Here is a 13,233-nt window from a genome sequence, read left to right as displayed (position 1 = left end):
TCAAAACTGCTCTGTTTACAGGGCAGTTTTTTTGCTTCGTTATTTCCATTTTTTTATTACTTTTTATGAACCGATTCTAAATGAAAAGCCTCTTATATATGTGTACACGGAAAGGAGATCAGAATGGTAGACAATAGTGCAGAGCTTGTTACAAGACTGCAAAAAGGGGATACGTCTTCTTTTGAGGAATTATTTAATCTGTACAAAGATAGAGCAGTAAGAACGGCCTACTTAATTACAAACAACAGGTCATTGGCAGATGATATTGCACAAGAGGCTTTTATACAATGCTATTTTAAAATTATGACATTGAGGGATCCCGAAAGCTTTAAAACCTGGTTTTTCAGAACGTTGACAAGGCTTGCATGGAAAATGTCTGCGAAAGAAAAAACAGCTGTACCGGTCGAAAATATATTTGAGTTTGGGAAAACAGAACATACCAATTTAGTAGAAGGAGAGATTATGGATAAGGAAGAATCCAGACAGTTGATGGAAGCGGTAAAGCAGCTGGATATAAAGCAAAAGACCACCGTACTTCTCTATTACTATAATAATTTTTCCGTATCTGAAATTGCCAAAATCATGGGGTGTTTTGAAGGAACAGTAAAATCAAGACTCCATACAGCCAGAAAAAATCTAAAAAAGAGCATCGAGTTTAACGAAATCTATAAAATGGAGGGAAAACATCATGAAGTCATTGGAAAAGTTTGAGGATAGGCTGAGAATAGCGCTATATGCAGAGACGGATAAAATTGCTTCTTCAGAGGATATGTTTCTGCAGATTAGCAGAAAGATAAAAAGTAGAAAAATGGGGGTAAATAATATGAATATCAAAGCAACTAAAAGAACCAGAGGAATGTTGATCGCATGTCTGATATTAGTGTTGACGACAGCCACTTGTTTTGCGGCAGTAAAGATTACCAGCTATACCGGACACGGCACGAACAGTACCTTTACAACCTTTCCGACTGAGAATCAGGTAAAAAATAAAGCCGGATTTGTTCCAAAGTATGTAAGTGAACTGCCAGGCGGATATGTGTTTGAAAAGGGCGGAATCGGAGAAGTTACGGCAAACGGTGAAGACGGAAGTAAAGTAAAGACAGTGAAGAGCGTAAGTCTGTATTATAAAAATGAAGATTCAAGTATAAGCCTTTATGTAGAAAATGGTATATTGCCGGAATCCGAGGAAGGAAAGGAAGCTGGGAAAGCCGTAAAGATTACTTCAGCAGTAGAAGGAACATATTATAGTGATATGTATAAATTTGTTCCGGCCGATTATACTATGACGGAGCAGGATAAGGCTGACGAAGCCAGCGGGAAATACATCTTCACAACATATGGTTCGGATAAAGTGGAGATCAATCCCATGCAGCAGCTTGCATGGAGTGAAGATGGCATGTGCTACCGACTTCTCAGCTCCGATGGTATGGTAGATGAAACCATACTCGTTAAGATGGCTGCTGAAATTGTTCATAAATAATAGATTGTTTTTCCATCCGCAGGGTATATAATATAACATAATACATACGGAAAGGAAAAGATGGGTATGAACGAGACAGGTGGAAGATATGTTGCAAATATAGACGGAACAAAATGTATAGGCTGCGGCGGATGCAAACGAAATTGTAAATTCGGAGCCATATCCAGAGGAAAAGAATACTATATTGTGGATGGTGAAAAATGTACCGGATGCAGAGTATGCGTGGAAGTCTGTCCGGCCGAAGCCATTTCCTATGAACCAAGATAATTGAAAGAAAAAGTGACCCCTCGGCTAAGCTGATAGGTACCCCCTTTACTGGACAATAGCAGTAAAGGGGGTTTTTATGTTCTCTGTGCCTGCACGGCGAGATCAAAAGCTTTTGGAAAGCTTTATCCTAGAATACGGTCAAACTCAAGCTGTATCCGATCCCAAGGGAAACCGATCACATTGTTCAAGTCTCCTTCAATATGATCCACGTATTGGGCGAAGGCTCCCTGAATGGCATAAGCTCCCGCTTTATCATAGGGTTCCGGCGTATCTAAATACGCGTTTAATTCTTCTTCTGTAAAATCTTTGAAAAAAACCTTTGTAATTTCACAAAAACAGTGCCGGATGGTCGTTCCGGCTTGTAAAATACATACACCAGTGGCTACCTCATGCATTTTTCCTTTTAAACTCCACAGAATTTCAAAAGCATCCTGTCTGTCTTTTGGTTTGCCAATGATTCGGTCTTTATATACCACCGTATCCGCTGCGATAATTACTGAATTTTTATCTTGTTCCTTTTCTTCCGTTCGAATTTTTTCTTCTACAAACAGCGCTTTTTTTAAGGCGAGATACATCACCGCATCCTCCATATCCGCTCCTTCCGGAATGCTTTCATCCACGTTAGCAGGTATAATCACCGGATGAATGCCATGCTGATGCATGATATCAATACGCCGTGGGGAGGAAGATGCCAAAATTATGTGATTTTTGTTCATTTTTCAAGTTCTCCTTTATCGACTCCAATCTTTGGAATCATTATACCACAAAAGCTGAAAGTTTCGTTTATGTGTAAATTAAAAAATCCGGGAAATACTATAACAGAACAGTGAGAATGTGGAGGAAAAACAGATGGAAAACAAGGATCAGCAGAAAAAAAAGGCCACAGCAAAAGCATATGAAAAGTATGCGGATCAATTTACACCGAAACCAAAATATTTTGCAAATTGTGTAAAAGCTTTTTTTTCAGGGGGAGCGATTTGTGTTGTTGCCCTTCTTATAAATAATTCTTTTGAGGGAAGTGGTATGGATAAGCAGGCGGCAGGAAGCTTCGTGACGATTATACTGATCTGTACAGCGCAGCTTTTAACCGGAATAGGCATTTTTGATACCATCGCTAAATTTGCCGGAGCGGGCGTGATCGTGCCGATTACCGGATTTGCAAACTCCATGGTGGCACCGGCGATTGAATATAAAAAGGAAGGTCTGGTATTGGGCGTAGGCTCCAAGCTTTTCAGCTTGGCAGGACCTGTACTGGTATGCGGCATCAGTGCGGCAACTATCATTGGAATGATTTATTGGGCAGTCTATAGATTTTTTTAAGGAGATATAAAGGAATGACATGTAATAAAGCGAAGAATAAATTGGGGAAACAGACTTTAGCCTTTTTAAACAAGCCTGTTATTGCAAGCGGAGGTTCCATAGTAGGGGTAAAAGAAGGTCAAGGCCCTCTTGGAAAATGGTTCGACATGGTTTTAGAAGAGGATACCTTTGGAGAAAAAACGTGGGAAAAATCCGAAAGTAAGATGTTGAAAGAAGCCGTAAAAATGGCCATAAACAGAGGAGGGAAAAATCCGAAGGAAATCGACGCCATCTTGACCGGAGACCTGTTAAATCAATTAATGTCCTCCGCTTTTATGGCGCGTGACATGCAGATTCCTTTTATCGGCCTTTATGGAGCCTGCTCTACCATGGCAGAAAGTCTGTTAATGGGAAGCGTTCTAATTGACGGAGGGTATGCAAGCAATATTATCGCCGGAGCTTCCAGCCACTATTGCACCGCAGAGCGACAGTTCAGAATGCCTCTTGAGCATGGAAATCAAAGACCTCCTTCCGCCCAGTGGACAGCAACCGCAGCCGGATCTATTCTTCTTTCCGCCGATGAACAGCAAATAGAGGAGCAAAAACCGCTGATTATAGATAACAGAAACAGTGGTCCGGTTACGGAAAAGAAAATCTGCATCACCCATGGCACCTTGGGCAAAATCATTGATACGGGAATGAAGGATTCCAATCAAATGGGGGCGGCTATGGCACCTGCCTTTGTGGATACCGTGCTGAATCATTTGGAGGATACCAAAAGACAGCTTTCCGATTATGATATGATTTTAAGCGGGGATTTGGGGCATATCGGAAAACAAATTGCTGTGGATTTACTTTCGGATGCCGGAATACCGGCAAAGGATCTGGTGAATTGCTACGATGACTGCGGTGCCATGATTTACGAAAAGGAGCAGGATACCCATGCGGGCGGAAGCGGATGCGGCTGTTCGGCAAGTGTGTTTACCGGATATGTGTACAAGAGAATGAAAAAAGGAGAACTGAACCGAGTGCTTTTAATTTCTACAGGCGCATTGCTTTCTACTATCAGCCCGGGGCAAGGGGAGTCCATACCGGGAATTGCTCATGCTGTATGCATTGAAACCTGCAAGGAGGGAGAGTAGTATGGATTATTTTTATTGCTTTTTAATAGGCGGAATTATATGTGTGATCGGTCAGGTGTTGCTGGATACGACGAAGCTGACCGCTCCACGAGTATTAGTTATTTTTGTTGTTTCAGGAGCGGTACTTCAAGCATTGAATTTATATCAGCCTTTGGTCGATTTAGCGGGTAACGGTGCGACGGTGCCGCTGCCGGGATTCGGTTATGCTTTGGCTAAGGGAGCAATGGAGGGGGCAAAGGACGGATTTCTTGCGGCTGTAACGGGAGCGGTAAAGGATACGGCGGCCGGGGTTACTGTTGCCATTGTGTTCGGATATATCATAGCCGTTCTGTTTAATCCGAAGTCAATCCGGTAACGATACTTTTGCCTTTTCTGCCTTTGATAAAAAACTATGAGTCGTTGATTCATAGTTTTTTATGATACTGATTTTATTAAAATATAACGCCCTTAAAATTATTGTAGTTACAAAATTAACATATGGTGGTAAGATATAACTAAGTAAAAAGATTTTGAATTGAGGGAATAAAATGTTTGGATTTAAAGATGAGGAAGAAAGATTAAAAGCGGTTGAAGACATTATACAGAAGGAATGGGACATGTTTCAGAAGGTTCATAACATAGGCGGAAGAGCTGGCTGTCAGGATGATTGGAACACCTTTCATATTATGCGGTTCAGCCAGTATAGCGCATGGAACGATTTCATGATAAAAAGCTATGCAAACGATACGGAAGAAGCCATCAGCCATGGCAGAAATCTGGTTATGGAAAAGTATGCGTTCATGATGGAATTTACGGATCCCCTATATTACAAACGGGAGCTGGAATCCCATATGCCGGTACTGGATTTAGAGGCTATGAACATGGTGGAGGAAATTTCGTGGTATATGGTGGACTGTGAAAAGGAGCTGGCGGATCAATATCCAAAACTGGCCCGTGCAGGAAGGCCCATTGAAGCCGGAGGAGATGCATCCGGGTTTACCTCAGTGGAAACCTATGCCAAAGGGGAATTAAAGACCTATTCAAAAAACACCTTGAAGCTTTATTTGGATTATGTACGGGAAAATAGAGCGGCAGGAAAGAATCTGGCTCTGATGGTGCGGGACACCATGGTAAAAATGTACGGTTATCGTTCCATAGAGGATGCAGAAAACAAATTATAAGGTAAACACTCGGTTGATAAATAGATTGGATGAAGATATGGATTTAAATGTATTTTTTAAAGAATTGGATTTGATTTTTAAAAAGGGTAACATCAAAGAAGCGGAGGATTTTGTTCTGGAATGGATGCAGAAGGCTCAGGAAGAAGGTAATGTCCCGGCACTTTTGGCGATTGCCAATGAACTGGGAGGAATCTATCGGGTAACGAGCCGATTTGAGGAAGCCAAAAATGCCTATTCGATAGCCGCTCAGGCTGTTAAGCTGCTAAACCTGGAAAATACGGAGCAGTACGGAACCACGTTGCTAAATCTGGCCAGTGTATATGCCGCCTCAAAAAGTAACAGAGAAGCTTTAAAGCTCTATGAGCAAGCTGCTGAAATTTTTGAAAAATGCGGGTTGAGTAATGATTACAGGCTGGCTGCTTTATATAATAATATAAGCCATGTATACGATGAATTAAATGAACTGACTCAGGCAGAATTCAACGCAGAGAAGTCCTTAAGGATTATTGAGACACTGCCGGATTTTCCCATAGAGATGGCTACCAGCTGTACCTCTCTCGCTTGTATTTACTTGAAGCAGAAAAGGTATCACGAGGCGGAACGCAATCTCTTTACAGCAGAGAAGATCTTTAAAAATCAGGAGGGCAGGCTGAACCCACACTATGCCGCGACCCTAAGCGCTTTGGGGGAATTGTATTACCATACGGGTAATTACACGTTATCCATTCAATATTTTGAGCAGGCTTTGGATCTGGTCAGAGAACATTATGGAGAAAACATATCCTATGCGTCCATTTGCAGAAATTTGGCACAGGTATATGATAAGGCGGAGATCCCGTCTAAAAGAGACGAGTGCAATGCTATGGCGGATAAAGTGGAAGAAAGGATCAGTAAAATATGAGGATGACAGGATTGGAATTGTCAAAAGCATACTATGAAGCCTACGGAAGAAGTATGATACATAATCAGTTCCCCGAATATGAAAAATATGCGGCGGTCGGATTGGTAGGAGAGGGGTCGGAGTGCCTTGGCTTTGACGATGAGATTTCAGAGGATCACGATTTCGGACCGGGGTTCTGCATTTGGCTGCCGGAAGAAATTTATAGAGCGATCGGGTCTCAGATGCATCAGGCTTATGAGAACCTTCCTAAAACCTTTGAAGGAAAGCACCGCATGGAGACCTTCGAAGGACAGGGCAGGGTCGGTGTATTCAATCTCAACGAGTTTTATAAAAAATATATCGGATGCCCGGGTGTCCCGAAAACGAACGTGCAGTGGATGCTGATTCCCGAAAGCAGTTTATGTACGGCGCTCAATGGAAAGGTATTCGAAGATCCCCTGGGTGAATTTACAGAAATCAGAAATGAATTACTGAAATTTTATCCAAAGGATATTTTTTTAAAGAAGCTGGTCGCCAGAATGGCTGTGATGTCACAAGCCGGACAGTATAATTATGAGCGCTGCATGAAACGGGGAGAGTTTGCTGCCGCGTATATGGCCTGTGGTGAATTTGTACAGTCTGCTTCTTCAGCAGTATACCTGCTTAACCGAAAATACATGCCGTTTTATAAATGGATGTTCAGAGGTATGAACGAGCTGCCGCTCCTGGGACGCAGCGTAAAAGAAAGATTAGAGAGGCTGATACTGCTTTCCGACATTCCGGAAAATACGGCTCAAAAAGTAAATTTGATTGAGGATATATGCATTGAGATCAGGCAGGAATTAAATCGGCAGGAAATCGTCAGAGGTACGGATAATTTCCTGCAAAACCACTGCTATGAGGTGATGAATTCTATCTCGGATGTTCAGATCAGAAATCTGCCCATTATCTATGACTGCAAATAAAAATGCAGCTACAAAAGAGTATAAAAAAACCGGTTCGTAAGAGCCGGTTTTTTTATGTCATAATTTCTATATAGGAAAGGTTGAATGAAACCCATTTTAATGCGGAATCAGCCAGTCTGGCACCGTACTGTTTCCGTTTTGATCCGTATTGCCATTTCCGCTCCCATTCCCGTTATTGTTTCCGTTTCCGGAAGAGTTATTATTATTGGGAGACGTAGTCCCGTTTCCGGTTCCGTTTGAATTGCCGGTGCCCGTATTGTTATTGGACGGCATTTCACCGTTTGTTTCCGTGTCATCGCCCTGAGACGGAATGCCGGTAAAGTTTGATTTGCTGCCGGAACCTACCGGATACCTGCTCGGATCCGGATTGTGGATATTACAATAGCCGTGAGGTACTTCGTACCCAATATCACCCACAATCGGATTGACTGTATAAGGCCGCTTTACGCCTACTACCTTTCTGGTAGAAGGACAGGATGGTGTTGCCAAATATCCTGTTTCGGAGCAGACGGTCACGTAGGTGTGAACGTTATCTGTAGTCGTTGGTTCCGTTCCTTTGATGAAATACTCCGTGCGCAGCGTTCCTCTTGGATCCAGCGCGCTTAGAGAGGAAGGAAGTTTTCCGCTTTTCGTGTCAATAGTCAGGCTGATAACATTGCTCGGTTTGGCATGATACGTTGCAGTTGGGATTTTCGCACATACCTGACTCATAATATTGCTCCAGAGCCTTGCCGCGGCCGTACTGCCCTGGCTCAGTTCGATATTGACGTCGTTACCGATCCAAAGTGCGGCGGAATACTGCGGGGTAAATCCCACAAACCAGGCATCGTAGTTATCTGTAGTAGTACCGGTCTTACCGGCAACCGGCTGATTGGAAATGGCAGCCTTCGAGCCGATTCCGTGGGTGACGACGCTTCGGAGCAGATCCCTCATAATAAAGGCTACGCCCGGATCCATCACCTGCTTTGTCTGCGGAGAATTTTCTATCAGAAGCTCTCCCTTATTATTGGTTACCTTTGTAAAGGCCATTGGTTCGGAATATTTACCGTCATTGACAAAGGTGCTGTAAGCAGCGGACATTTCAAGAGGAGAAATTCCCTTTGTCATACCGCCCAAAGCAAGTGCGGCTATATTCATGTCATTGGCATTGCCCGATTCAATAATAGTGGAAACCCCAACCTCCTTCAAGAAGGACACACTCTTTGGTATGCCTAATTGCTGGAGTATTCTTACCGCATTGACATTGATGGACTGTTCAATCGATGTTCTTAAGGTACATAAGCCTTTATAACCGGAATACCAGTTCTTCGGCCATTGTTTTCCCTGAATCGTAAGAGGGGAGTCGTCGATCACACTGGCTGCCGTAAAATAATCGCCAAACAGTTTTGAAACACCCACGCTGTCGCTGAATTTCATGGTAGTTCCGCTGGCGGCCGCATCTGCGGAAGCCTGCAAAGCAGGGCCATAAACCGATATGGGTTTAATAGAGGAGCCCGGCTGTCTGGTGCTGGTCGCCCTGTTGAACAGAAGTCTTCCGATGGTATTTCTGCCGCCCACCATGGCCTTGATGGAGCCGTCTGACGGGTCGGAAATGACCATGGCAGATTGAGGCTGTACGACCTTCTGTCCAAGAGTGTTGTAGTCGCTGGATATGACTAAGCCTTTGGATGTAGACTTAAACACCTTTGGCATATCCGTAAAGAGTTCACTGGATAAGATCAAATTGCCGTCCGCATCTCTGGTCTTGTACTTCGCGGGGATGGAGACAAATCCGCCGTCTATACTGTAGAATATGCCGTCATCCACCGTATACATTTTTTTATAATCCAGATTGTAGTCTGTCTTTCCCTGAAACTCCACTTTGCTGATATTTAATCTTTTTCCTTTAAAGATTGTAAGGGAACCGTCCGAATTCTTTTCATATTCGTTGGAATTCAGAATGAAACTGCCGTCCGGTTCAAAATAATTAGCATAGTTGTACAGCAGGATACTGCCTGAGTCGCTGACAATGTTTCCGCTCTTATCCTTTTTTAGGTGAGCCACGCCGGGGAAATTCTTGTTCTTTGAGAATTCATTCTCGGCGATTCGCTGCATATCGGAATTCATCGTGGTATAAATCTGCAATCCGCCTGTATAAATCATCTGGTTCGCTTCCTCTTCGGATTTGCCGGATTCTTCAACCAGTGCGTTTACCACCTGCTGAACCACATAGTCTGCAAAGTAAGAGGATATCTCTGATCCCGAACTTGGATTTGGTTTCAAATGATCCTTCAGATTGTCTGCCAAAGCATCGGAAAGCTCTGAATCTGAAATAAAGCCTTGCTTGTTCATGAATTCCAGACAGGTCTCTCTTCGGTTTTCAGAGATATTATTGTATACATAATAGAAAACATCGCCTTTTAGCAGAATATTTTTATCGTTGGGATTCGCAATGTTTTCAGGATAAATCTTTTTAATCAGTGCATAAGAGTCCGGTGCCTGCGGAAGAGCTGCCAGCGATGCACATTCCAGCAGATCTAAGTCATTGACATCCTTTCCGAAATAGGCTTGAGAAGCCGCCTGAACTCCGTATGAATTGTAACCGAGGTAGATGGTGTTGAGGTATGCTTCTAAAATTTCTTCTTTGGTCAAATGTCTTTCCAATAATACGGTATAATAAGCCTCTTTAATTTTTCGCGTCAGAGTACGGTCTGATTTCGTTTCCGACAGGTATAAGTTTCGGGCGAGCTGCTGGGTAATCGTACTGGTTCCGCTTATTTTTCCGGTAGTAAAGCTGTCCTTTATCGCACCGATTATACGCACAAAATTAAAGCCGTGGTGATCCCAGAACGTTTTATCTTCCAGAGCCACAAAGCCATCCACCAGATTTTGCGGTAGGTCACTGTATTTTACATTGGTCCGGGTTCCCTCAGCAGAAAATGAGGTCAAATTATCGATCACATTTCCTTCATCATCGTATAAGGTTGAACTTTCACTCAGAAGCGAATAAATGTTGTTCGGATTAATTTTAGGTGCATCCGCAATAATGGTGATGGTTAAAATACCCATAACGATACCACCCAATACACATAGCCCGGCTAAAAACAAAAAAAACTTCTTTAGATTTAGCCTGTGCTTGTGTTTCTTCTTTGTACTGTCTGTAGTTTTTCCCATAATGTTTTCCTCGTTCGCAGAATCAGATGGGGCTTTGCGGCCGAACGAAAAGTCTTTTTTCTTTTTGGTTTTCTTTTCATTGAGCCTGTCCATACGAGTCTGCCGTCTGATCTCCATTTCAGCTTTATTTTCTTGTTCCTGCTTTTCTATTTCGTTAAATTTTGAAAGAAATTCTTCAATGTTTGAAGAAGAATTATCATTGGTCTTTTCTTCAAATTGATTGAAGAATTCATCTATTTTTCGTAATTTATCTTCATTTGTTTCATTCGTATCCTTGAACTTGTCTGACAAAATATCACCTGCCTCACCATACAAAAACTCTATTTTATTATAGCATAGATGGAATAAAAGGCAAAAGAATTTATAAAATTATGGATAATTTTAAGAAATAAGGTGGATTAAATGTAAAAATATGGTAAAATAAGTTTGGGATTATAAATAATGGCCTTTTAGGAGGTTTACGTTGAGGAGGCCGACAGCTTTTCTTTGCGGTTCCTATATATTGGGAATGGCCGCAGAATTTTTTTTAAAACCAAATCCTTTGATTCTCTGCACAGTGGCAGCCTGTATAGCAGGGGTGGGGATTGCGGCTCTATACGGGTACAAAAAGGGCAGGCTTAGATGGAGCAAGAAAAATTTCTGCCTGTATTTGATTGCAATCTTATTGAGTCTTCTTGGAGCAGCGCAGTACGGCTGGCAGGAGCAGAAAACGGGGACTTTAGAACAACATCAGGGAGAATTTGTGACGCTGTGCGGAAAGGTGGTTTCAGCCGCAGAAAAAAAGGAAGAAGACCACAAGCTGACCCTGGTCGTGCAGGAACTGGAAGGAGCAGGAACTCTAAAGAAGGAAGAACGGGTGCTGGTCAGTGTATATGGCCCCTGCCCGCAATATTATACATTTCAAGGTCAAAAGGTGCAGATTTCGGGCTTTATACAGCTTCCGGCTCCCAGAAGGAATCCCAAGACCTTTGATTACAGGATGTATCTAAAAACCAGAAACATTTCAGTCATCCTTGCCGTAAAGCCGGAAAACATTCAGGTATCAAATCAGGTATACCATTCCTATCTGTACGGCATATCCAAAATCAAGCACACCTTTAAGGCTAATTTACAAAGTCTGTTTGACGACGAAACTACAGGACTGTTAATGGGGTTAATATTTGGCGATAACGGGGGGATAGACGACGAGCTGTATGAGACCTTTCAGAAAAATGGCATTTGCCATGTATTATCGGTAAGCGGTCTGCATGTGGGCTGTCTTTATATGTGCATCCATGCCCTGTTTGGACGAAAACGAAATAGAAGGGTCTATGGGCTCATTATTTTCGTGCTGTTTTTTTATGCGTCTCTATCCAATTTTTCTCCTACGGTGATGAGAGCCTTCTTCATGATTCTTTTGAATATGCTTTCGAAATATATGTACTGCCGGTATGATATGCTCACCTCGGGAGCCGTTACCATGGCAGGGATGCTGTTTGTAAATCCTATGAACCTTTTAAATCTGGGTTTTCAGTTATCTTTTTTAGCTATTTTTTCACTGGCTGTTCTGACTCCCGCTGCCATGCGGATATGGAGTAAATCGGTTGCGGCTGTTCTGTCCATTCAGGCGGGAATGGTTCCTGTGTCGGCTTATGTATTCAATTATTTTTCCCTTAGTTCTTTTCTGGTCAATATACCGGTGGCCTTTCTATCCGGATGGTTGATTCCATTGGGTATGCTGCTGCTGCTTTTTTCCATGCTGGGCTCGCTGGTGCCGGATACCGGACTCCTTTTGGAGGCCTTGAATGCATTGTTTCAAATAACAGGGATTTTAACTGAATTCTTTTGTAAACTTCTGATTTTTATAAATAATATATTTTTTATAAATAAAATTTCGTATAGATACATGGTGAGCCCTCCCTTGTGGTCTGTCTTTTTATATTACGGCGTTCTATTTTTTATATCCTCTGAAATATACCGGATTTTGTGGCAAAGAAAAAAGTATAAATATATTGAAAGGCTTCTGGTGCTTGTCATTTGCACCGCACTTATTTTTGGAAATTCGTTAAAGGACGGATTTGAACGGGTACAGATGACTTTTGTGGATGTGGGGCAGGGAGATTGTCTGTTGATCAAAACCCCGGAAGGGAAAGCTGTACTGATCGACAGCGGAGGCAGCAGCCAATATGATGTGGGTAAAAAAACACTTCTGCCTTATCTTTTAAAAAACGGCGTGAAGAAAATTGATCTGGCTCTTATAACCCATTTCCACACCGATCACGCAGGCGGACTTTATACATTAGCCAGAGAAATTCCTGTAAAAAAGATAGGAATGTATGAAGGAAATCAACTCCTTGCGGATCAGATAGAACAAAGAACCGGCGTCTCGCCAGAGAATTTTATGTATCTGACAAAGGGTCAAACGTTTAAAGTAGGGAAAGAGCTGGAAATAGAGGTGCTGTATCCCCGTAAACAAACGAAAGAACAATATGTCGAACTGATGGGGGATGAAAAAGATGAAAATGCTTCCTGTCTGGTCATGAAAGTAACCTTGGAGGGGGTTTCGGTAATCATGACGGGTGATATGGATACCAATGGAGAAAGGCTTCTACTAGAAGACAGTTCGGAGAATGAATTGAAAGCAGACATCTTGAAGGTAGCTCACCACGGCAGCAGATACGGAAGCTCAGAAGAGTTTCTGGAAGCGGTCAGACCTGAGATTTCCGTGATACAGGTAGGCAAAAACACCTATGGACATCCTCATGAAACAACGGTGGAGCGATTGGAAAGCATGTGTAAAAAGGTCTATAGAAATGACCGGCAAGGTGCTGTCGGAATCGAGATCGAGAAGGGCTCCAATATTAAAATACATACTATGATTTAACACAAAAAAATGGTATAATGATTC

The 13,233-nt window shown here is 42.5% G+C and carries 12 protein-coding genes; 10 read left to right on the top strand and 2 right to left on the bottom strand.

Annotated elements, in window-relative coordinates:
• The first annotated feature begins 123 nt into the window (after nt 1-123).
• From EQM06_RS07245 to EQM06_RS07235, 3 genes are all read left to right on the top strand, one after another.
• Entirely contained in the window at nt 124-711 is a 588-nt protein-coding gene (locus tag EQM06_RS07245) for an RNA polymerase sigma factor (protein WP_128745695.1), read from the top strand.
• On the top strand, nt 689-1,480 hold the full coding sequence (locus EQM06_RS07240; RefSeq protein WP_128745694.1) for a hypothetical protein: 792 nt from the start codon (nt 689-691) through the stop codon (nt 1,478-1,480). The genes EQM06_RS07245 and EQM06_RS07240 overlap by 23 nt, the downstream gene beginning before the upstream one ends.
• Nucleotides 1,481-1,546: 66 nt before the next feature.
• Nucleotides 1,547-1,747, top strand: coding sequence for an ATP-binding protein (locus tag EQM06_RS07235; protein WP_164914390.1), 201 nt, complete (start codon nt 1,547-1,549; stop codon nt 1,745-1,747).
• Between the two features lie 122 nt (nt 1,748-1,869).
• Here EQM06_RS07235 and EQM06_RS07230 read toward each other — a convergent pair whose 3' ends face one another.
• On the bottom strand, nt 1,870-2,463 hold the full coding sequence (locus tag EQM06_RS07230) for a Maf family protein (protein ID WP_128745692.1): 594 nt from the start codon (nt 2,461-2,463) through the stop codon (nt 1,870-1,872).
• A gap of 133 nt (nt 2,464-2,596) precedes the next feature.
• Between EQM06_RS07230 and spoVAC the strand changes: the two genes are divergently transcribed.
• The 6 genes from spoVAC (at nt 2,597) to EQM06_RS07200 (ending at nt 7,193) form a co-directional block, all read left to right on the top strand.
• Nucleotides 2,597-3,067: a stage V sporulation protein AC gene (spoVAC, locus tag EQM06_RS07225; RefSeq protein ID WP_128745691.1), complete on the top strand. Its 471-nt coding sequence runs from the start codon at nt 2,597-2,599 to the stop codon at nt 3,065-3,067.
• A 14-nt stretch (nt 3,068-3,081) separates the two neighbouring features.
• A complete protein-coding gene (locus tag EQM06_RS07220) occupies nt 3,082-4,188 on the top strand; it encodes a stage V sporulation protein AD (protein WP_128745690.1) in 1,107 nt (368 codons plus the stop codon).
• 1 nt (nt 4,189) lies between these two features.
• Nucleotides 4,190-4,543: a stage V sporulation protein AE gene (gene spoVAE, locus EQM06_RS07215; protein WP_128745689.1), complete on the top strand. Its 354-nt coding sequence runs from the start codon at nt 4,190-4,192 to the stop codon at nt 4,541-4,543.
• Nucleotides 4,544-4,715: 172 nt separating this feature from the next.
• A complete protein-coding gene (locus EQM06_RS07210) occupies nt 4,716-5,348 on the top strand; it encodes a DUF4125 family protein (RefSeq protein ID WP_128745688.1) in 633 nt (210 codons plus the stop codon).
• A 37-nt stretch (nt 5,349-5,385) separates the two neighbouring features.
• Nucleotides 5,386-6,249, top strand: coding sequence for a tetratricopeptide repeat protein (locus tag EQM06_RS07205; RefSeq protein WP_205666523.1), 864 nt, complete (start codon nt 5,386-5,388; stop codon nt 6,247-6,249).
• Nucleotides 6,246-7,193: a DUF4037 domain-containing protein gene (locus EQM06_RS07200; protein ID WP_230974939.1), complete on the top strand. Its 948-nt coding sequence runs from the start codon at nt 6,246-6,248 to the stop codon at nt 7,191-7,193. The genes EQM06_RS07205 and EQM06_RS07200 overlap by 4 nt, the downstream gene beginning before the upstream one ends.
• A gap of 96 nt (nt 7,194-7,289) precedes the next feature.
• Here EQM06_RS07200 and EQM06_RS07195 read toward each other — a convergent pair whose 3' ends face one another.
• Nucleotides 7,290-10,637 carry a transglycosylase domain-containing protein gene (locus tag EQM06_RS07195; protein WP_128745686.1) on the bottom strand — a complete coding sequence of 1,116 codons (3,348 nt, stop codon included), beginning with the start codon at nt 10,635-10,637 and terminating at the stop codon, nt 7,290-7,292.
• A 172-nt stretch (nt 10,638-10,809) separates the two neighbouring features.
• Here EQM06_RS07195 and EQM06_RS07190 point away from each other — a divergent pair, with 172 nt between their 5' ends.
• The gene (locus EQM06_RS07190) at nt 10,810-13,209 is read left to right on the top strand and encodes a DNA internalization-related competence protein ComEC/Rec2 (RefSeq protein ID WP_128745685.1); all 2,400 of its coding nucleotides are present in this window, start codon (nt 10,810-10,812) and stop codon (nt 13,207-13,209) included.
• Nucleotides 13,210-13,233: the final 24 nt, after the last annotated feature.

Source organism: Aminipila luticellarii (assembly GCF_004103735.1).
Classification (GTDB): Bacteria; Bacillota; Clostridia; order Peptostreptococcales; family Anaerovoracaceae; genus Aminipila; species Aminipila luticellarii.
Note: the sequence above shows the minus strand (reverse complement) of the source record. Positions and strands in the feature narration are given on the sequence as shown.

Bases quoted from the DNA above. Each gene is read 5' to 3' on its own strand.
- EQM06_RS07245 (WP_128745695.1), top strand. From the start codon at position 124: ATGGTAGACAATAGTGCAGAGCTTGTTACAAGACTGCAAAAAGGGGAT.
- EQM06_RS07205 (WP_205666523.1), top strand. From the start codon at position 5,386: ATGGATTTAAATGTATTTTTTAAAGAATTGGATTTGATTTTTAAAAAG.
- EQM06_RS07210 (WP_128745688.1), top strand. From the start codon at position 4,716: ATGTTTGGATTTAAAGATGAGGAAGAAAGATTAAAAGCGGTTGAAGAC.
- EQM06_RS07220 (WP_128745690.1), top strand. From the start codon at position 3,082: ATGACATGTAATAAAGCGAAGAATAAATTGGGGAAACAGACTTTAGCC.
- EQM06_RS07230 (WP_128745692.1), bottom strand. From the start codon at position 2,463: ATGAACAAAAATCACATAATTTTGGCATCTTCCTCCCCACGGCGTATT.
- EQM06_RS07235 (WP_164914390.1), top strand. From the start codon at position 1,547: ATGAACGAGACAGGTGGAAGATATGTTGCAAATATAGACGGAACAAAA.
- EQM06_RS07200 (WP_230974939.1), top strand. From the start codon at position 6,246: ATGAGGATGACAGGATTGGAATTGTCAAAAGCATACTATGAAGCCTAC.
- EQM06_RS07240 (WP_128745694.1), top strand. From the start codon at position 689: ATGAAGTCATTGGAAAAGTTTGAGGATAGGCTGAGAATAGCGCTATAT.
- spoVAC (WP_128745691.1), top strand. From the start codon at position 2,597: ATGGAAAACAAGGATCAGCAGAAAAAAAAGGCCACAGCAAAAGCATAT.
- spoVAE (WP_128745689.1), top strand. From the start codon at position 4,190: ATGGATTATTTTTATTGCTTTTTAATAGGCGGAATTATATGTGTGATC.